Genomic DNA, 19,122 nt, shown 5'->3' with positions numbered 1-19,122 from the left:
CTTAAATCCTCTCTTAGTTCTTGACGAGGTCGATGTCGATGCCGAGCGACCGGATTTCCTTCACGAGCACGTTGAAGGATTCGGGCATGCCCGCTTCGATCTTGTGCTCGCCCTTGACGATGTTTTCGTAAACCTTCGTACGGCCGTTGACATCGTCGGACTTGACGGTAAGCATTTCCTGCAGCACGTAAGCCGCGCCGTAAGCTTCAAGCGCCCAGACTTCCATTTCGCCGAAGCGCTGGCCGCCGAACTGCGCCTTGCCGCCCAGAGGCTGCTGCGTGACGAGCGAGTACGGGCCCGTGGAACGCGCATGCATCTTGTCGTCGACGAGGTGGTGAAGCTTCAGGTAGTGCATGTAGCCCACGGTCACCGGACGTTCGAAAGCATCACCCGTACGACCGTCATAAAGGGTCGCCTGGGTCTTCGAAGGCGTGAGCTGCAGACGAGCGGCTTCCTCATCCGGGAAGGCGAGGTCAAGCATCATGCGAATCTGCTCTTCCGTAGCGCCGTCAAAGACCGGCGTGGCAAACGGCACGCCGTTCTGCAGATTGCGAGCCATGCGCATGAGCTCTTCATCCGTAAGGCTGTCGAGATCTTCGTGCTTGCCGGTACGGTTGTAAACCTCATTGAGGAACGCACGGATCTGACGAACCTGCTCGGTCTTGAGCATCTGTTCAATGCGCCAGCCGATGCCCTTCGCGGCCCAGCCGAGGTGAACTTCAAGCACCTGACCGATGTTCATACGAGACGGCACGCCGAGCGGATTCAGAACGATGTCGGCGGGACGACCGTCGGCCATGTACGGCATATCCTCAACCGGGCAGATCTTGGAGACCACGCCCTTGTTACCGTGACGGCCGGCCATCTTGTCGCCGGGCTGCAGACGACGGCGTTCAGCGATGTACACCTTCACCATCTTGAGCACGCCCGGGGGCAGCTCGTCGCCGCGCGTGAGCTTGTCGTTCTTGATATCGAACTTGCGGGCATTGTCTTCGCGCGTGTGCTCGATTGCCTGCTTCGTGAGATCAATGTAGTGCTGAGCAGCTTCCTCTTCCATGCGCAGATCAAAGAGATCGTAGCCCTGCATGGTGGCCAGGAATTCAGGCGTCAGCACGCAGTCGGCAGGAAGACCCTCGAGCTTCATCGTGCTCACGACCTTGTGGCCGGCAAGCTGGCGACGCAGACGGTCGAAGGAGTCGCGCTCAACAATGCGCAGCTGGTCATCGAGGTCGCGGCGATAACGCTTGAGCGCTTCGGCAATGATGCTTTCCGCACGCTTGTCGCGCTTCACGCCGTCGCGGGTGAAGACCTGCACGTCGATAACCGTACCGGTCATGCCGGACGGAACGCGCAGCGACGTATCCTTCACATCCGAAGCCTTCTCGCCGAAAATCACGCGCAGGAGCTTTTCTTCCGGCGTGAGCTGCGTTTCGCCCTTCGGCGTTACCTTGCCGACGAGCACATCGCCAGCCTTGACTTCAGCGCCGATGAAAACGATGCCGGAATCATCAAGACGGGAGAGCTGGTTTTCCGAGAGGTTCGAAATGTCGCGGGTGATTTCCTCAGGCCCGAGCTTCGTATCGCGGGAAACGACAGAGAGCTCCTCGATGTGGATTGAGGTATAGCGGTCGTCGGCAACCACGCGCTCGCTGATGAGCACCGAGTCTTCGTAGTTGTAGCCGTTCCACGGCATGAACGCGATCAGCATGTTCTGGCCGAGAGCGAGTTCACCCGTATCGGTCGAAGCGCCGTCGGCGAGCACATCGCCAACCGCCACGCGATCGCCCTTCACAACGATCGGACGCTGATTGATATTGGTCGACTGGTTGGAACGGGTGAACTTCTGCAGGTTGTAGATGTCCACACCGGTTTCACCGGCCACCGATTCCTCGTCGTTCACGCGAATCACCACGCGGTTGGCGTCGACATAGTCAACCACACCGCCGCGGCGTGCCTGAACAGCCGTCTTCGAGTCAACCGCAACCGTACGTTCGATGCCCGTACCGACGACAGGCTTCTCAGGACGCAGGCAGGGCACGCCCTGACGCTGCATGTTCGCGCCCATCAGAGCACGGTTCGCGTCATCGTGTTCAAGGAACGGAATAAGCGCAGCAGCGCAGGAAACGATCTGCGCCGGCGCGACGTCCATGTACTGAATGCGCTCAGGCGAAGCCAGAATCGTTTCGCCGTTGTCGCGGGCAGAAACGAGTTCCTGAGTGAGGCGGCCGTGATCATCCATCTCGGCGTTGGCCTGAGCGATGATGTACTTGCCTTCCTCAATGGCGGAAAGGTAGTGAATTTCCTTCGTCGCAACGCCGTCCACAACCTTGCGGTACGGCGTCTCAAGGAAGCCGTACTCGTTGAGGCGCGCATAAAGAGCGAGCGAGTTGATCAGACCGATGTTCGGACCTTCAGGCGTTTCAATCGGGCAGACGCGGCCGTAGTGGGTCGAATGCACGTCGCGCACTTCGAAGCCTGCGCGTTCACGCGTGAGGCCGCCCGGACCAAGCGCGGAAATACGGCGCTTATGCGTAATTTCCGAAAGCGGGTTCGTCTGGTCCATGAACTGCGAGAGCTGGCTCGAACCGAAGAACTCACGAATCGCAGCTGAGATGGGCTTCGAATTGATGAGATCCTGCGGCGTGAGCCCGTCGCTTTCAGCCTGGTTGAGACGCTCCTTGACGGCACGCTCAACGCGGACAAGACCAGCGCGGAACTGATTCTCGGCGAGTTCGCCGACGCAGCGGACGCGACGGTTGCCGAGGTGGTCGATGTCGTCGACGCCGTTCACCGGGCAAATACGCTTTTCACCTTTTTCGTCGACGAGCTCGACATCGTCCTGGCCGTTGCGCAGAGCAACCAGAAGAGCCATCGTATCAACGATGTCTTCCTTCGTAAGCGTGCGGGCGCCTTCGGCGGAGGGACGGCCGAAACGAGCATTGACCTTCATGCGGCCGACGCGCGAAAGATCATACGCATCGGCATCAAAGAAGAGGCGGTCGAAGAGCGTTTCAACGGCTTCTTCCGTAGGCGGTTCACCCGGACGCATCATGCGGTAGATCGCAACGCGGGCGGAGAACTGATCCGGCGTATCGTCAAGACGCAGCGTGTTGGAAATATAGGCGCCATGATCGAGCTCATTCGTAAAGAGCGTTTCGATCTTGCGCACGCGGGACGCCCGCAGATGTTCGAGCGTCGATTCCGTGATTTCCTCATTGGCCTGAGCAATGACTTCGCCCGTCTGAGCGTCGACAATGTTCTTGGCGAGGACGCGTCCGAGGAGGTAATCGTCAGGAACCGCGATCGTCGTCACGCCAGCCTTCGAAATATCGCGAAGATGCTTGGCAGTAATGCGCTTGTCATGCGGAACAATGACCTTGCCTTCGCCGTCCGTAATGTCGAACGACATCGTCTGTCCCTTGAGTCGTTCAGGAACGACGGGAAGCTTGGCTCCGCTCTTCAGGAGCTGGAAGCTGTCGAAAGCAAAGAAGCGCGCGAGGATGTCCTCGACCGAATAGCCGATGGCCTTCAGGAGGATCGTGCCGGGCATCTTGCGGCGGCGGTCGACGCGGAAGTAAAGGATGTCCTTCGCGTCGAATTCAAAGTCAAGCCACGAACCGCGGTAGGGAATGACGCGAGCGGAGAAGAGGAGCTTGCCCGACGAATGGGTCTTGCCCTTGTCATGCTCGAAGAAGATGCCGGGAGAACGGTGCAGCTGGGAAACAATGACGCGTTCCGTGCCGTTCACAATGAACGAACCCTTTTCCGTCATCAGGGGGATTTCCCCCATGTAGACGTCGTTCTCACGGATTTCCTTGATCGTTTCCGGCTGAGCGGCTTCACGATCGTAGATTTCAAGACGGATCTTGGCGCGAAGACGCGAGCAGTAGGTAAGACCGCGCAGCTGGCACTCAGCCACGTCGAACTCAGGTTCGGCAAGGTTGTAGCCTGCGAATCTCAGACGGGCGTAACCATTGTTGCTCGTGATCGGGAAGATCGAGGTGAAGGCGGCCTGAAGGCCGAGATTGCTGCTGCGCGCAGCGGGCTTCACGTTGGCCTGCAGGAAGTCTTCGTACGAACGAAGCTGAATATCAAGCAGGGAAGGCACTTCAAGGACGCTCGGGCGAGAGGCGAAGCTCTTGCGGATGCGCTTCTTTTCAGTGAACGAGTACGACATGTAGACTCCGTTCGACATTAGGAATGAACCGGGAGAAGTCGGCTCTTGATGAGATAAAAAAGGGGAGACGCCGAAAAGCCGCTCGGCACTTCAGACTTTCGAAGAGTCTGAGTCCGCGCGGCGCGCAATAACAGATTGTCTGCTGGAAAGACGATTCATCAAGGTAAAGACTTTGATCTGATTTTCTCATGGATCACAGAAGAAAAACAGATCAAAGCCTCCTTGCGGAGGCTTTGATTTGCGGCGGACGCCCGAAGGCATCCGCACGCAAGGCTTATTCAAGCAATATTACTTGAGGGCAACCTTAGCGCCAGCCTCTTCGAGCTTCTTGGCAGCGGCTTCGGCGTCAGCCTTCGGGAGGCCTTCCTTAACAGCCTTCGGAGCGCCTTCGACGAGGTCCTTGGCTTCCTTGAGGCCGAGACCCGTGAGTTCGCGGACAGCCTTAATGCAGGCGATCTTGTTCGAGCCGGCGGCTTCGAGAACGACGTCGAATTCGGTCTTTTCTTCAGCAGCGGCGCCACCAGCGGCAGCACCCGGGGCGGCCACGGCAACAGCGGCGGCAGCGGCGGAAACACCGAACTTCTCTTCCATCATCTTGATGAGTTCAGAGATTTCGAGGACGGTCTTGGACGCGATTGCGTCAAGGATTTCTTCATTGGTAAGGGCCATTTTTAGCTCCGTATTACGTAGTGTTTAAATTTTGAAAGGTGATTGGGATCAGGCAGCGGCCTGTTCCTTGGCATCGCGCACAGCGGCCACGGTGCGCACGAAGCGCGCCGGAACCTCGTTGATGGTACGGACGAACTTCGCGATCGGCTCGTTCATCGTCGCCATCAACTTGGCAAGGAGTTCGTCGCGGCTCGGCATCGAGGCGAGCTGCTTGACGGCTTCCACGTCCATGACGTAGTTGGCCATCGCACCGCCCTTAACGACGAGCTTTTCGTTGTCCTTGGCGAAGTTGACGAGAACCTTGGCCACAGCGACGGGATCGGCGGAGAAGCCATAGACGAGCGGACCAGTAAACTGATCAGCAAGTCCGGCAAACCCCGTGCCTTCCACGGCGCGGCGAACCAGAGTGTTCTTGACAACACGCAGCGTCACGCCATTCTTGCGCGCTTCAGCGCGCAGCTTCGTGACGGCCTGTACGGTCAGCCCACGGTATTCGGCGATGACCATCGCGGACGAATTCGAAACAACTTCCGAAATCTCCGCAATGACTGCCGCCTTGTCTTCACGATTAAGACCCATGGTCTGGCTCCACTCAGAGACGTCAGCCTTGCGGCCGACGCCGGTTGCGATTAACCGGCAACCTTCTGAGAGCTTGACTTCTGTCAGTAGTGATGCATCCCGCCAGGGGACAATCACTTTACAAACACGACGCAATGTCTCTCTTCGGTGCCGTCTGCGCTGGACCTCTTGTCGGCAACCACGTCTTCAAGCGGAAGAAGCTTGAAAAGCGGCTCAAGAGAATTAAAAGCGCGACTTCCCCGGACATCTTTTTCTTCCGTGTCCGGCGGAAACTGGCGCTCTCCAGCGGTCTTTGACAGCAGTTCAGCCTTCCCCTGCCTTTTCGGCGAGGTCCGGGCTGAACCACCCAAAGCCCTTGAGGCTTCACAGCCTCAGCGGAAATCGAATGATTCCCGTGCATCCCCGCGGACGGGGTTCGCTCAAGCGGCATCAGATTCCGATGGAATCTGCGCCGCCCGGCGCACTACAGGAGTGCCGCTCCTGGAAAAGTTGTATTACGCGTTGATGGTGCCGGCATCAATGCGAAGGCCCGGGCCCATCGTCGAAGAGACAGAGATCTTGCAGAGATACTGACCCTTGGAAGAGGCGGGCTTGAGCTTCACGAGCTGGTCGACGAGCGCGGCGAGGTTCGTGCGCAGACGTTCGGCTTCAAAGGAAGCGCGGCCGATCGGCGCATGAATGATGCCGGCCTTGTCGGCGCGGAACTGGACCTGACCAGCCTTGGCGTTCTTGACAGCCTGAGCAACGTTCGGCGTGACCGTGCCGACCTTGGGGTTCGGCATGAGGCCGCGCGGGCCGAGGATCTGACCGAGCTGGCCGACAACGCGCATGGCATCCGGCGAAGCGATCACGACGTCAAAGTCGAGTTCACCAGCCTTAACCTTGGCGGCGAGGTCGTCAAAACCGACGATGTCAGCACCGGCAGCGCGGGCTTCATCGGCCTTGGCGCCCTGCGTGAAGACGGCGACGCGGACAGTCTTGCCCGTGCCTTCCGGCATCACGACAGCACCACGAACGGCCTGGTCGGACTTACGAGGATCAATGCCGAGCTGAATGGCAACGTCCACGGATTCGTCAAACTTAGCGGTCGCGTTGGAGCGAACGATGTTGAAGGCATCGAGAGCCGGATAGGCCTTGCCGGCTTCAATCTTGCCCTGGAACGCCTGCTGACGCTTCGTAAGCTTAGCCATTTAGAGACCCTCCACAATGATGCCCATCGAACGAGCGGAACCAGCGATCGTACGAACAGCGGCATCCAGATCAGCAGCCGTAAGATCCGGCTCCTTGGTCTTGGCGATCTCTTCGGCCTGAGCGCGGGTGATCTTGCCCACCTTGTCCGTGTGCGGACGCGAAGAACCCTTCTGAATCTTGGCCGCCTTCTTGATAAGGATGGTGGCCGGGGGGGTCTTCATGATGAACGTGAAGCTCTTATCGGCGTAAGCGGTGATCACGACAGGGATCGGAAGACCAGCTTCCATGCCCTGCGTCTTCGCGTTGAACGCCTTGCAGAACTCCATGATGTTCAGGCCGCGCTGACCGAGAGCCGGGCCGATTGGGGGCGAGGGGTTAGCCTTGCCGGCAGGAACCTGCAGCTTAATGAAGCCGACGATTTTCTTTGCCATTTGGCGTAAATTCCTATTGGGTTCAAACGCCCGACTAAATCCATTCGGATCAGCAGGCTCCCCAGTTGGTTAAACGAGAGAAGCGCGACTATACACCTCAGATTTTTAAGGTGCAACCGCTTTCCCCAAAATATTTTTAGATCTTCTCAACTTCGTTGAAAGCGAGATCAACCGGCGTGTCGCGGCCGAAGATCGAAACGAACACGTTGAGGCGGCTCTTGTCGTAATCGACAACTTCCACGCGGCCGGTAAAGTCCTTAAAGGCGCCCGACTTGACGCGCACCATTTCACCCACCTCGAATTCAATCTTCGGACGGGGCTTCTCGGCACTCGTTTCCGCAGCATTCAGAATGTTGCTCACTTCAGCCGGCGAGAGCATGACGGGATTGTTATTGCCCAGGAACTCAATCACGCGCGGCGTGCTGTTGACGAGGTGCCACGTGGCATCGTTCATCTCCATCTGGATGAAGACGTAGCCCGGATACATCCGGCGCTCGCTCGTCATCTTGCGGCCGTTGCGAACTTCGTGAACCTTCTCAATCGGAAGCAGCACTTCGCCGAAGCTGTCGCGAAGAGGTCCGCTCTGAGCAATACGCTCCTCAAGGGCGTTCTTCACGCTCTTTTCCATAGAGGAGTAAACATGGAGCGTGTACCAGTGCATATTGTCGTTAGCCATGGCTCATTCCTTCCAAGCTGTCGATTAGAGCGAGAGGCGAAGGAGGACGTCGTAAAGTCCCCATTCGATGATCATGTCGCAGAAGAAAAGAAAGAAGGCGATGATGACCACAAAAGCCATCACCAGGCCTGTCGTATTGAGCGTTTCCTTGCGGGTCGGCCAAACGACGCGGCGCAGCTCTTCATAGGACTGCTGACCGTATGCAAGAAAGCGCTTGCCGGAAGGCGAAAGCCAGGCAATGATCAGCGCGAGAACCAGTCCGCCGCAAAGGGCGCCGAGACGCACCGCCAGAGCCTGCTCGGAGAGGAGCGCAAAGGCAACTACCCCGCCGAGAGCGCAGAGCGCAGCCAGCGTCACCAGGACGAGATCGCTCTTGCTCGAGGCGGTTTCAACTTCTTGAGTGCTCATGAATTGAATCCAGATCTCCCGCACCTGCGTTTTGAGCTCCCATGAACCCATGAATAACGCCTTCTGGCGGGACTTGACGAAAAATAGCAGATGATTTTACCGGCATTTCATCTTCGATGCATTGACGAAGACCGATTTTTCTTCCGCGCAAGAGAAAAGCCAAGTTGGATTACCCAACTTGGCTTTTCTTGTTTTGTGGCAGGGGCAGAAGGAATCGAACCCTCAACCTACGGTTTTGGAGACCGTCGCTCTGCCGATTGAGCTATACCCCTGTCGTTTCTGAAAGTCGATCAATTATGACCGACTTTCAGAAAGTGATCATTACTCGATGATCTGGGCAACGACGCCGGCGCCGACCGTGTGGCCGCCTTCACGAATAGCGAAGCGCAGACCCTGTTCCATGGCGATCGGGCAGATCAGCTTCACGGTCATCGTGATGTTGTCGCCAGGCATGACCATTTCGACGCCTTCCGGCAGCTCGATCGTGCCCGTCACGTCCGTCGTGCGGAAGTAGAACTGCGGACGATAGCCCTTGAAGAACGGCGTATGACGGCCGCCTTCTTCCTTCGTCAGCACGTACACCTCACCCTTGAAGTGGGTGTGCGGCGTGATCGAACCCGGCTTCGCGAGAACCTGACCGCGTTCAACGTCTTCACGCTTCGTGCCGCGAAGCAGAATGCCAACGTTGTCGCCAGCCTGGCCCTGGTCGAGCAGCTTGCGGAACATTTCAACGCCCGTGCAGGTCGTCTTCGTCGTCGGCTTGATGCCGACGATTTCGATTTCATCGCCCACGGCGATCACGCCGCGTTCAACACGACCCGTCACAACCGTGCCGCGGCCGGAGATCGAGAACACGTCTTCGATCGGCATGAGGAACGGCTGGTCAACAGCACGCTGCGGCGTCGGAATGTACGTGTCGAGCGTTTCGGCGAGCTTGAGGATCGACGGTTCGCCGATCGGGCTCTGGTCGCCTTCGAGGGCGAGCTTCGCGGAACCCTTGATGATGGGAATGTCGTCGCCCGGGAAGTCGTACTTCGAGAGCAGTTCGCGAACTTCCATCTCGACGAGCTCGAGGAGCTCTTCGTCGTCAACCATGTCGCACTTGTTCAGGTAGACGATGATGTAGGGCACGCCAACCTGACGGGCAAGCAGAATGTGCTCGCGGGTCTGGGGCATCGGACCGTCAGCGGCCGAAACCACGAGGATCGCGCCGTCCATCTGCGCAGCGCCCGTGATCATGTTCTTCACATAGTCAGCGTGGCCCGGGCAGTCAACGTGAGCGTAGTGACGATGTTCCGTCTCGTACTCAACGTGCGCGGTGTTGATGGTGATGCCGCGGGCCTTTTCTTCAGGCGCCGCGTCGATCTGATCGTAAGCCTTGGCTTCACCGCCGAAGTGCTTCGAGAGAATCGTCGTAATGGCAGCAGTCAGCGTGGTCTTACCATGGTCAACGTGACCAATCGTGCCCACGTTCACATGCGGCTTCTTACGCTCAAATTTTTCCTTGGCCATTGTCGGCTCCTGAATGAACAAAGATCCGCCTTAGGATAGGTCGGATCAGATTGGACGTAGAAAGGAATTCTGGTGCCCATGATGCGGATCGAACGCATGACCTCTCCCTTACCAAGGGAGTGCTCTACCACTGAGCCACATGGGCAATTATCTGGAGCGGGTGAAGGGAATCGAACCCTCGTCGGGGGCTTGGAAGGCCTCTGCTCTACCATTGAGCTACACCCGCTCAGGATCGAGAACTAGTCATTCCGCTCCGCATTTAGGAGCTTGCGGCGCTAATGCTTGTTCGTCGCAAGTTTCGCTGGTGGAGGGGGATGGATTCGAACCATCGTAGGCGTAAGCCAACAGATTTACAGTCTGCCCCCTTTAGCCACTCGGGCACCCCTCCGTAGCGAGAGGACCGAATTATTACGGCTTTTTTCGCTTCTGTCAAGAGCTGAAATAAAAAAAGTTCCTTGATTTCGTTTTTCAGAAGCACCTATTCAAGGTCAATTCCATTAATATCACTGACATTCTTGTCGGATTCTTTTTATGGCATTCCCCGAAAGCTTCACGCTATGGAGTGCGCTGGCAGCGCTTCTGCAGCTACTCATTGTTCTCAGCGTCATTGTCCGCGTCATGCTGACGCGTCATCCGCCCGGATCGGCTTTTGCCTGGATTCTGCTGACCACAATCCTGCCGTATTTCGGATTCCTTCTCTACCTTGCCTTCGGCGAGCGGCCTATCGGAAGACTCAGGGCCAAGCGCCTGAAAGACGCAATCGAGCGATGGGGGCAGCTCTCTCAGCATAAGCTCACGCCGCTTGGGCCTCTCCCCCGGCATCTTGCGCGCCATCGGACGCTCCTCAGGCTTGCAGCAAAACTTGCCGGGATGCCGCTTGCTACCGGTTCGTCCGCTCTTCTCAAGGCCTCTTCCGCCGAAACCATTGCTTCACTCCACAAAGACATCGCGTCCGCCAGTCAGTCCATCGACATGGAGTTCTACATCTGGGAAGACGGCGGAGAGGTACGGGAAATAACACGCTCCCTGATTGATGCTGCCAGACGCGGCGTACGCATACGACTTCTCGTCGATGATTTCGGTTCGCGCGTTTTTCTCCGATCCAAAGCAAAAAAACTGCTCGAGCGTGAAGGCGTCATCATTGCTTCCGCGCTTCCGATGAAATTTCTGCGTTTTTTTGGCCTCCAGCGCGCAGATATCCGACTTCATCGCAAAACCGTCGTCATCGACAATAGGATCGCCTATACGGGAAGCTTCAATATGATCGACCCCCGAAGCTATGCAGAAGCTTCCATCGTCGGAGCCTGGGTCGACGCCATGGTCAGAGTTGAAGGACCTGCAGTCGCATCGCTTGCTGCGGTCTGGCAATTCGATTGGGCGCTGCAGCCCGACGGCGATCTGGCAGATTTCGAAGAGACCTTCGCTGCGGAAGCCGCTCTCAATGCCGGAGATGCCGTCATTGCGACGGTTCCGTCCGGACCCTACGCCAACGGCGACCGCAACCTTCTTCTGGTAATTGAGGCCATTAACCGCGCGGAACATACGCTGACCATCACCACACCCTATTTCATTCCGACGGAATCAGTGGTCTGCGCGCTCTTTAACGCAGTGCTGCGCGGCGTTGCCGTAACCCTCATTGTTCCGGAGAAATGCGACAACCCGGCCACGGGCTGGGCCATGCGCCGCTATTTCGACGATCTTCTTGAGGCCGGCGTGCGGATCCTTCTCTATGAAGGGGGACTTCTGCACACCAAATCCATTTCTGTAGACAACGAATTCGCAGTTTTCGGAACCCTCAACATCGACAGCCGCTCCCTGCATCTCAATTTCGAATTGATGATGGCGATTTTCGACGAAGCGTTCGTGCGCGATCTTTCGGCGCTGCATGCTGAATACGAAACGCACTGCAGTGAACTTCAGGCCGATGTCTGGCGCAACCGCCCGCTTTCCAACCGGCTGCGCGAAGGAGCGTCCTACCTGATTTCTCCGCTGCTCTGATGCAATTCGGGCGTACAGCTGCAGTCTGTACGCCCGTGAAAAAATCCTGAGTCTGAATTAATCAGGACTTTGACGAATCCTTCGGTGTTACCGGCGTTTCCTCAATATCCTCAACATCCTTCATGACACGACGGCGTTCGCCTGGCCGCGCCGGTGAGGAAATACGAATCTCTTCGCGCTCATAAACCGTGCCGGAAGCAACGGAACCTCCGTGATACTGAGAACGCGCCATCGCTTCGGCTTTTTCCATCGCCTGACGAAAAGCCTTTTCCTCTTCAGACTCCCAGCCGAACTTTCGCTTGAGCCATCCCCAGCAATAAACAGCCGCAATCAGAAGAATAACGGCAATAACTATGCCGGCAATAAGCGGCAGAAAGAAGATCACGAGACCTATGAGAATTGCAAGGGTAGCGAGCCCGACCAAGAAACTCAGAATGGGGCTGCCGCCGCTGGGGGGAAAAATAAATACTGGCATCGTTGTCTCTCTACTCTATGACGCCCGTTGCGGGAGGCTTTCCTGCTTCCTTCTATCAGCGTCATGTGTCAAAAGTATATCGGGCGTTCATGGCGCACATTTCGCGATCGCAGATGTTCCACGGCCTCAAAATCATTGCAGACGGCAGAAATATGCAAGAAATCGTATCTGTCTACATAGTTGGGCCCACGCTCTTCGGGCGCATCCACTGCGCACCTCTAGTAAGATAGCCACCCAACTCAAGGAAAAACCCCTTAAGGTTTTTTCCGGTATCTGCGCGCGTGCCTCTGGCCGCCGTCTCGTTCACGTCCGACCAGCCGACGCGTGCATGAAGTCATTCAAAGGACTGCGGAAACCATCATGATGATTGGGAACGCCTGTCCGCACCAAATAAAAGCAAAGACTTTCGCCATGGAAGCTGAAAACAAGACAACTCTCCCGGACGTACAGTCCTCCGAAGATGAGCGCAACATCGCCATCAATCGCGTCGGCGTACGCGGCATCCGGCTGCCGGTCATTGTTGCCGGACGCGAAGCGCCGCAGCATACGGTCGCCGACATTACCATGACCGTTTCGCTCCCCGCCGACAAGAAGGGAACGCACATGTCGCGCTTCATTGCGCTCATGGAAGAACTGAGCGAACCCCTTGATGCAGATCTGATGCGCCGTCTCTTTGCAGAGATGCTCGAGCGCCTTCACGCCGAGGACGGAACGATCGAAATCCGCTTTCCCTTCTTCGTGCGCAAAATCGCGCCCGTGAGCAAGCTTGAAAGCATCATGAACTATCAGTGCGCGCTCATCGCCTCCTCGGTTAAGGGCGAAGTAACCGTGCGCCAGGAAGCGCTCGCGCCGGTGACGAGCCTCTGCCCGTGCTCGAAGGAAATCTCCCGCTACGGCGCTCACAATCAGCGCTCGCACCTGACGAGTTCGCTTATTCTCTCTGCGCCCATGAGCTTTGAAGAGCAGGTCGCTATTGCTGAAAACTCCGCCTCCTGCCAGCTCTGGTCGCGTCTGAAGCGTTCGGACGAAAAGTACGTCACCGAATACGCCTACGATCACCCGAAGTTCGTCGAAGACCTCGTGCGCGACATGGCCAAGGCGCTCAACGCCGATGATCGCGTCGTCGCCTACCGTGTCGAAGCGGAAAACTTCGAATCCATTCACAATCATTCGGCCTACGCCTGGATCGAGCGCGACAAGCGCCTTTGATTCCAGCGCCCGCAATATCCTAGAAGCCCGTTCTCTCCCATGCTCGACAATCAGAAAGAAGCCATTCAGAAGCTCATCGCCGGAGCGCTCGCCAAGCTCGGCGCTGAAGATGCCCCGGCGACGCTTGAGCGCCCGAAGGATCCGACGCACGGCGATATCGCCTGCACCTGCGCCCTGCAGCTGGCCCGTCGCCTGAAGAAAAATCCTCGCGCCATCGCCGAAGAGCTCGTCGCCGCCATGAAGGCGGATCCAGCCTTCTCCCAGACGGTGGACACGGTCGAGATCGCCGGCCCCGGCTTCATCAACATTCGCGTCGCGCAGAATGCCCGTGTAGCGATCATCGGCGAAGTCCTTCGCCAGGGCGAGACATACGGCACGAACCGCGAGCATGAAGGAGAGTCGGTGCTTCTCGAGTATGTTTCGGCGAACCCCACCGGCCCCCTGCACCTGGGACATGCCCGCCAGGGCGCTCTAGGCGACGTGCTCGCCAATCTTCTCGGCTCCCAGGGCTGGAAGGTTTCGCGCGAGTTTTACTACAACGATGCAGGCGTGCAGATCGGCAACCTTGCACACTCCGTGCAGCTGCGCTGCCGAGAACTTCAGGGCGAGACCATCGAGCTTCCTGAAAATGCCTATCACGGCGAATACATCATCTCGATCGCCCGCGATTTTCTGGATAAAAAACCGGTTCATCCGCATGCCGGCGGCGTCATCGAATCGTCCGGCGACTACACGGACACGGATCTCGTGCGCCGTTATGCCGTTGCATACCTCCGCAACGAGCAGGACGACGACCTCTCTGCGCTCGGCGTGAGATTCGACAATTTCTTCCTCGAATCCTCTCTTTATTCCACCGGCGCCGTTCAGAAAACCGTTCAGGCGATCATCGATTCAGGCAACACCTACGAAAAGGACGGCGCGCTCTGGCTTCGCACCACTTCGTTCGAAGATCTCGGCAACGGACTCAAGGACGATAAGGATCGCGTGATGAAGAAGGCCGACGGCACCTATACCTATTTTGTGCCGGATGTCGCCTACCACCTCAACAAGTTCAGCCGCGGCTACACCAAAGCCGTAAACATTCAGGGCACGGATCATCACGGCACCATCGCCCGCGTCCGCGCAGGCCTGCAGGCGGCTTCCGGCGTTCTTGGGATCTCGATTCCGAAGACGTTCCCGGAATACATTCTTCATAAGATGCTCTCCGTCATCAAGGACGGCGAACCTGTGAAGATGAGCAAGCGCTCCGGCAACTACGTGACGCTTCGCGATCTGGTCGACTGGGCCGGCCGCGATGCCGCCCGCTACTTCCTTGTTTCCCGCAAGGCCGACGCAGAATTCGTCTTCGACGTAACGCTCGCTCAGCAAAAGAGCGACGAAAACCCGGTCTACTATCTGCAGTACGCGCATGCGCGCATCTGCTCGGTTTTCGCCAACGCTCTCGAACAGGGCTATGCCGTGCCGACAAACGACAAGCTCGCTGAAGCGGACCTTTCTCCGCTCAATTCCAAAGCGAGCGAAGCGCTCATCGGCGCCATTGCAGAATATCCGTCAACGCTGCGCGTCGCGGCGCGCGATCATGCACCGCACGTGCTCTGCTACTACCTCAAGAACCTTGCGGCAACGTTCCATGCCTTCTACAACGCCGAACGCGTCGTCGTTGAAAATGACGCCGAGCGCAATGCACGCCTCGCGCTTCTCGCCGCCGCCCGCCAGGTGCTTGGCAATGGCCTTCGTCTTCTCGGCATTTCTGCCCCTGAGCGCATGAGCCGCCGCGAAGAGGATACGGCTGAAGAAAAGTCTGAATAACCTTCTGGGAGCCTTGAAGTGGCAAAAAGCGGATTCGCTACCGGCTTTGCCGGCTTTCTCATCGGCGTGGTTACCGGTCTCGGCATTGCCGCTGGCGCGATGCTGATCATCTCCAAAAGCCCGGTGCCCTTCGTCGACAAGGTCGATCGCGTGACCGCTGATGTCGATCCCGCCGCGAAGCTCGCCGGCGGGGTTGACCCCAATGCCAGGCTTAGTCAGCAAAACGATGCGCTCGCCGCCCCTCAGGAAACGGGCAGCGTGCGCACCGTAACCGTGGCAAGGGATTCAACTTCTGAAACAGAAAAGGCGCCTGCTTCAGTTCAAAATTTCTGGGTTCAGGTGGGATCATTCTCGAAGCAGGGTGATGCAGAAACAAGTGCTGCAAACCTTGCCATGCAAGGCATCGGCGCACAGATCCGCCAGTCAGGTTCCTACTGGCGGGTTCGCGTCGGACCTTTCGCTTCCCGGACCGCTGCTCAGGAAGTCCTCAACAGCCTTTCTGACCAAGGTCTAAATCCTGTTATTGTTCAGGACAAGCAGTAAACACCCCCTTCGGAACTGCAAAATTCAAAAAGGATTACCCGCAATGCTTTCTCGTCGCCAGGTCGTTCTCGCCGCAGCGCTTGCCCCGGCTTCCGGTTCTCTTCTTGCCGCGCCAACCTATACCGCCGGCAAGGAATACCTCATCGTCAATCCGCCTGCACCCACGCCGCGCGACACCATCGAAGTCGTGGAATTCTTCGCCTATACCTGCCCGCACTGCCTGCAGTTTGCGCCGCATTTTGAGAAATGGGCCAAGACGGCCCCCAAGGATGTGACCATCCGCGTGTGCCCGGTGGCCTGGCAGCCGAAATTCCTGCCTTTCACGCAGACCTATTTTGCCCTTGAAGCACTCGGCCTTCTCGACGAACTTCACATGAAATTCTTCGAGAGCGTGATCTATCAGGAGCATCCCTACAACTACGATAATCCTGCCCCTGATATTCTCGACTTCATGACGAAAGCGGGTGTCGACGGCAAGAAGTGGGAACAGACCATGCGCTCCTTCAGCGTCATGAATAAGTCCCGTCAGGCCACGCAGTACTGGAACAGCTACCAGATCGACAGCACGCCGATGATCGGCGTGGGCGGCATCTATTCCACAGGCCCCCATCTTGTCGGCACGCGTGAAGCGACTCCTGCCTGCATCTCCTACCTTGTCGATCAGGTCCGTGCTCAGCGCCGCTGATTGACCTTTATTTTTCCATTAGAGACGGGGCGTTTCGGAGCCGTCATCCGAAGCGCCTCTTTTTTCTACCCAGAGGTTTTCCTGTGCTCAATGTTTTCATCACCGGCGCTTCTAGCGGCATTGGCGCTGCGCTTGCGCGCGCCTACGCGGCCCGCGGCGCTACGGTGGGCCTTGTGGCCCGAAGCCGAGATCGTCTTGAAGAGCTTGCAGACTCTTTGAACGGCGGCCTGAAGCGCCACTTTGTTCTGCCGGCCGACGTCACCAATCGTGAGGAAATATTTGCGGCCGCCCGTGAATTCGAATGCCGTTCGGGAGGCACGACGCTCGTGATCGCCAATGCAGGCATTTCGCACGGCGTCAAAACGGAGTTCGAAGAAGACCTCGACATGCTCGAAGCGGTCTACCGCATCAATGTCTTCGCCATGGCCTACACGTTCCACCCCTTCATTGAACCCATGAAGGCGCGCGGCTACGGCCAGCTCGTCGGCATGGGATCCGTCGCCGGCATCAGAGGACTGCCCGGATCTGAAGCCTATTGCGCAAGCAAATCCGCTGTTATTACCTACTGCGAAAGTCTGCGCATCGAACTGCAGAAATACGGCATTCTCGTAAGCACCATCTGCCCGGGATTCGTTCGTACGCCGCTTACGGCGGAGAACCCCTACAAGATGCCGTTCCTTATGGAGCCCGATGACTTTGCGCGCGAAGCGGTGAAGGCCATCACCGAGCGCACGACCTACCGCGTGATTCCCTGGCAGATGGGCGTCCTTGCCAAAATCATGCGGCTCATTCCCAATTCTCTCTTTGACCGCATTCTCGCCAACAGGAAGCAAAAACCCCGCGTAACGGCTCCCAAAAGCTGATGCCTGGCGCCTTCAGTACTCCGCCCGCACGATTTTGATGATCTCCTCTGCATAACTTTCGAGCTTTCGTCTTCCGACGCCCGGAATGCCGAGCATTGCGTCAAGCGTCACGGGTTTTCTGCGTGCGATTTCAGCAAGCGTGCGGTCGGGAAAAATCACATACGGAGGCTTATTGAGAGCGCGCGCCGTCTCGAGCCTCCATTTTCTAAGCGCTTCAAAAATCTGTCGTGCACTGCCTCCGAGACCGGCCAGGATTTCGTCTCTTGACGCCTTGGCCTGCGCCCGGTGAGATTTCCCCTCAGGCTGATCGATCACTTCACGGCGCACTTCAACCTGGATTTCCCCGCGCAGCAGGTTGTTGGCGAGCTGCCCGAGCCTCAGTACATTGTGCCGCTCGGCATCGACCCAAACCACATGCCGGGCAATCAGCTGCCTCAGCACTGCCCGCCATTGCTGATCATTGAGATCCTTGCCGATTCCCCAGGTACTGAGCGCATTATGGCCGCAGGAGAGAACCCGCTCGGTTTCCTTGCCGACAAGCACATCAATCACATGCTTTGCGCCGAAGCTTGTCCCTGACTTCTGCTGAATACGCCAGATGCAGCTGATTAATTTTTTGGCCGCAAGCGTCGCATCCCAGATTTTGGGCGGATTGACGCAGTTGTCGCACTTCCCGCAGGGCTCGCTTTTCTCTCCGAAATATGCAAGAAGCCTCACCCGCCGGCAGTCGCAGGCCTCTGCGAGACCAAGCATTGCATCGAGCTTCTGCGTGGAGAGCTGCTTATAGAGTTCGTCAGCGTCGCTTTGTTCAATAAACCGGCGCTGACTCACGACATCCCGAAGCCCGTATGCCATCCAGGCGTCGGAGGGGAGGCCGTCTCGTCCGGCACGCCCGGTTTCCTGGAAATACCCTTCAATCGACTTCGGCATGTCCACGTGCGCGACGAACCGAACATTGGGCTTGTCAATGCCCATGCCGAAAGCGATGGTAGCCACCATGACGACGTCATCCTCGCGCTGAAAAAGCGCAAGACGTGCGGCACGCTCCTCGGCAGTAAGCCCCGCATGATAAAAAACCGCACGCACGCCTCTCTCCTGCAGAAAATCGCAGACATCCTCGCAGGTGCTGCGCGCAAGACAGTAAACGACCCCGCACTCGCCGGGATGCTCCGTGCGGATGAAGTGCGCGACCTGCTCCTTCACGTTGTGCTTATCCACAATTCGATAGAAGATATTGGGCCGGTCAAAGCTCGCAATAAACTTGCGCGGATTGAGAAGGAGCTTCTCCACGATCTCTTCCCGCGTCTTCTGATCTGCCGTTGCGGTGAGTGCAATTCTCGGCACCTGGGGAAAAGTTTCCTTCAGAATCGAAAGCTTGCTGTATTCCGGCCGGAAATCATGTCCCCAGATGCTCACGCAGTGCGCTTCGTCAATCGCAAAGAGAGAAATCCGGAGCTCCTTCAGAAAAGAGAGCATGGAGGACATCAGAAGGCGTTCCGGCGAAACATAAAGCAGGTCAATTTCGCCGCGCCGAACCTGGTTTCTGACTTCCACAGCCTCTTCAGGCAGAAGCGTCGAATTCAGATATGCCGCCCGTACGCCAAGCTCCTCGAGCGCATCCACCTGATCGTGCATGAGCGCAATTAGCGGCGAAACCACAATGGCCACGCCGTCGCGCAGAAGCGCGGGTATCTGGTAGCAGAGGCTTTTCCCGCCGCCCGTCGGCATGAGCACAAGCGCATCCTCTCCACTGACAACAGTCTCAACAACCTCTTTCTGAAATCCGCGGAAAGAGTCGTATCCGAAGACCTGCTGAAGCGCTTCCAAAGCGGAGGAATAGCGGCGCATGAATTTTGACCAATGAAAGTGAACTCAAAGTTCTGCATTCTAAAAGAAC

At 57.4% G+C, this 19,122-nt stretch carries 16 protein-coding genes and 4 tRNA genes; 6 read left to right on the top strand and 14 right to left on the bottom strand.

Features of this window, described 5'->3' with window-relative positions; genetic code table 11:
• Positions 1-13: 13 nt before the first annotated feature.
• The 12 genes from rpoB to FG381_RS08315 form a co-directional block, all read right to left on the bottom strand.
• Positions 14-4,177, bottom strand: a complete 4,164-nt coding sequence (gene rpoB, locus FG381_RS08370; RefSeq protein ID WP_139688395.1) for a DNA-directed RNA polymerase subunit beta — start codon at positions 4,175-4,177, stop codon at positions 14-16.
• Between the two features lie 288 nt (positions 4,178-4,465).
• Positions 4,466-4,846, bottom strand: a complete 381-nt coding sequence (rplL, locus tag FG381_RS08365; protein ID WP_139688394.1) for a 50S ribosomal protein L7/L12 — start codon at positions 4,844-4,846, stop codon at positions 4,466-4,468.
• Positions 4,847-4,894: 48 nt separating this feature from the next.
• A complete protein-coding gene (gene rplJ, locus FG381_RS08360) occupies positions 4,895-5,425 on the bottom strand; it encodes a 50S ribosomal protein L10 (protein ID WP_139688393.1) in 531 nt (176 codons plus the stop codon).
• Positions 5,426-5,919: 494 nt separating this feature from the next.
• Positions 5,920-6,615, bottom strand: coding sequence for a 50S ribosomal protein L1 (rplA, locus tag FG381_RS08355; RefSeq protein WP_139688392.1), 696 nt, complete (start codon positions 6,613-6,615; stop codon positions 5,920-5,922).
• Entirely contained in the window at positions 6,616-7,047 is a 432-nt protein-coding gene (gene rplK, locus FG381_RS08350; protein WP_139688391.1) for a 50S ribosomal protein L11, read from the bottom strand.
• Between the two features lie 136 nt (positions 7,048-7,183).
• A complete protein-coding gene (gene nusG, locus FG381_RS08345) occupies positions 7,184-7,723 on the bottom strand; it encodes a transcription termination/antitermination protein NusG (protein ID WP_139688390.1) in 540 nt (179 codons plus the stop codon).
• Positions 7,724-7,747: 24 nt separating this feature from the next.
• A complete protein-coding gene (secE, locus tag FG381_RS08340) occupies positions 7,748-8,131 on the bottom strand; it encodes a preprotein translocase subunit SecE (RefSeq protein WP_139688389.1) in 384 nt (127 codons plus the stop codon).
• Positions 8,132-8,327: 196 nt separating this feature from the next.
• Positions 8,328-8,403, bottom strand: a tRNA-Trp gene (locus FG381_RS08335).
• A 49-nt stretch (positions 8,404-8,452) separates the two neighbouring features.
• Positions 8,453-9,643 carry an elongation factor Tu gene (tuf, locus tag FG381_RS08330; protein ID WP_139688388.1) on the bottom strand — a complete coding sequence of 397 codons (1,191 nt, stop codon included), beginning with the start codon at positions 9,641-9,643 and terminating at the stop codon, positions 8,453-8,455.
• 70 nt (positions 9,644-9,713) lie between these two features.
• Positions 9,714-9,788 (bottom strand) — tRNA-Thr (locus FG381_RS08325).
• Between the two features lie 7 nt (positions 9,789-9,795).
• A tRNA-Gly gene (locus FG381_RS08320) sits at positions 9,796-9,869 on the bottom strand.
• A gap of 76 nt (positions 9,870-9,945) precedes the next feature.
• A tRNA-Tyr gene (locus FG381_RS08315) sits at positions 9,946-10,031 on the bottom strand.
• Between the two features lie 143 nt (positions 10,032-10,174).
• Here FG381_RS08315 and cls point away from each other — a divergent pair.
• Positions 10,175-11,641 (top strand): cardiolipin synthase, encoded by a 1,467-nt coding sequence (gene cls, locus FG381_RS08310; protein WP_139688387.1) that lies wholly within the window; start codon positions 10,175-10,177, stop codon positions 11,639-11,641.
• Between the two features lie 61 nt (positions 11,642-11,702).
• Here the strand turns inward: cls and FG381_RS08305 are convergent, their stop codons facing one another.
• Positions 11,703-12,116, bottom strand: a complete 414-nt coding sequence (locus tag FG381_RS08305; protein ID WP_139688386.1) for an adenosylcobinamide-GDP ribazoletransferase — start codon at positions 12,114-12,116, stop codon at positions 11,703-11,705.
• A 411-nt stretch (positions 12,117-12,527) separates the two neighbouring features.
• Between FG381_RS08305 and folE2 the strand changes: the two genes are divergently transcribed.
• From folE2 to FG381_RS08280, 5 genes are all read left to right on the top strand, one after another.
• The gene (folE2, locus tag FG381_RS08300; protein ID WP_139688385.1) at positions 12,528-13,325 is read left to right on the top strand and encodes a GTP cyclohydrolase FolE2; all 798 of its coding nucleotides are present in this window, start codon (positions 12,528-12,530) and stop codon (positions 13,323-13,325) included.
• Positions 13,326-13,364: 39 nt separating this feature from the next.
• Positions 13,365-15,134: an arginine--tRNA ligase gene (gene argS / locus FG381_RS08295; RefSeq protein WP_139688384.1), complete on the top strand. Its 1,770-nt coding sequence runs from the start codon at positions 13,365-13,367 to the stop codon at positions 15,132-15,134.
• An 18-nt stretch (positions 15,135-15,152) separates the two neighbouring features.
• Complete coding sequence (locus FG381_RS08290; RefSeq protein ID WP_139688383.1) at positions 15,153-15,677, top strand: SPOR domain-containing protein; 525 nt, start codon at positions 15,153-15,155, stop codon at positions 15,675-15,677.
• Between the two features lie 43 nt (positions 15,678-15,720).
• Positions 15,721-16,362: a thiol:disulfide interchange protein DsbA/DsbL gene (locus tag FG381_RS08285; protein ID WP_139688382.1), complete on the top strand. Its 642-nt coding sequence runs from the start codon at positions 15,721-15,723 to the stop codon at positions 16,360-16,362.
• A gap of 83 nt (positions 16,363-16,445) precedes the next feature.
• Positions 16,446-17,225, top strand: coding sequence for an SDR family oxidoreductase (locus tag FG381_RS08280; protein ID WP_139688381.1), 780 nt, complete (start codon positions 16,446-16,448; stop codon positions 17,223-17,225).
• A gap of 12 nt (positions 17,226-17,237) precedes the next feature.
• Here the strand turns inward: FG381_RS08280 and recQ are convergent, their stop codons facing one another.
• Positions 17,238-19,073: a DNA helicase RecQ gene (recQ, locus tag FG381_RS08275; RefSeq protein WP_139688380.1), complete on the bottom strand. Its 1,836-nt coding sequence runs from the start codon at positions 19,071-19,073 to the stop codon at positions 17,238-17,240.
• Between the last annotated feature and the right edge of the window lie 49 nt (positions 19,074-19,122).

Source organism: Sutterella faecalis, from assembly GCF_006337085.1.
Lineage (GTDB): Bacteria > Pseudomonadota > Gammaproteobacteria > Burkholderiales > Burkholderiaceae_F > Sutterella > Sutterella faecalis.
The sequence above is the reverse complement of the archived record's forward strand: the minus strand, read 5'-3'. Positions and strand labels throughout refer to the sequence as shown.

What these genes read in the sequence shown, in the direction of transcription:
- rplA (WP_139688392.1), bottom strand. Translation starts at nt 6,615, where the DNA reads ATGGCTAAGCTTACGAAGCGTCAGCAGGCGTTCCAGGGCAAGATTGAA.
- secE (WP_139688389.1), bottom strand. Translation starts at nt 8,131, where the DNA reads ATGAGCACTCAAGAAGTTGAAACCGCCTCGAGCAAGAGCGATCTCGTC.
- rplK (WP_139688391.1), bottom strand. Translation starts at nt 7,047, where the DNA reads ATGGCAAAGAAAATCGTCGGCTTCATTAAGCTGCAGGTTCCTGCCGGC.
- argS (WP_139688384.1), top strand. Translation starts at nt 13,365, where the DNA reads ATGCTCGACAATCAGAAAGAAGCCATTCAGAAGCTCATCGCCGGAGCG.
- nusG (WP_139688390.1), bottom strand. Translation starts at nt 7,723, where the DNA reads ATGGCTAACGACAATATGCACTGGTACACGCTCCATGTTTACTCCTCT.
- folE2 (WP_139688385.1), top strand. Translation starts at nt 12,528, where the DNA reads ATGGAAGCTGAAAACAAGACAACTCTCCCGGACGTACAGTCCTCCGAA.
- recQ (WP_139688380.1), bottom strand. Translation starts at nt 19,073, where the DNA reads ATGCGCCGCTATTCCTCCGCTTTGGAAGCGCTTCAGCAGGTCTTCGGA.
- rplJ (WP_139688393.1), bottom strand. Translation starts at nt 5,425, where the DNA reads ATGGGTCTTAATCGTGAAGACAAGGCGGCAGTCATTGCGGAGATTTCG.
- FG381_RS08305 (WP_139688386.1), bottom strand. Translation starts at nt 12,116, where the DNA reads ATGCCAGTATTTATTTTTCCCCCCAGCGGCGGCAGCCCCATTCTGAGT.
- FG381_RS08285 (WP_139688382.1), top strand. Translation starts at nt 15,721, where the DNA reads ATGCTTTCTCGTCGCCAGGTCGTTCTCGCCGCAGCGCTTGCCCCGGCT.
- rpoB (WP_139688395.1), bottom strand. Translation starts at nt 4,177, where the DNA reads ATGTCGTACTCGTTCACTGAAAAGAAGCGCATCCGCAAGAGCTTCGCC.
- tuf (WP_139688388.1), bottom strand. Translation starts at nt 9,643, where the DNA reads ATGGCCAAGGAAAAATTTGAGCGTAAGAAGCCGCATGTGAACGTGGGC.
- rplL (WP_139688394.1), bottom strand. Translation starts at nt 4,846, where the DNA reads ATGGCCCTTACCAATGAAGAAATCCTTGACGCAATCGCGTCCAAGACC.
- cls (WP_139688387.1), top strand. Translation starts at nt 10,175, where the DNA reads ATGGCATTCCCCGAAAGCTTCACGCTATGGAGTGCGCTGGCAGCGCTT.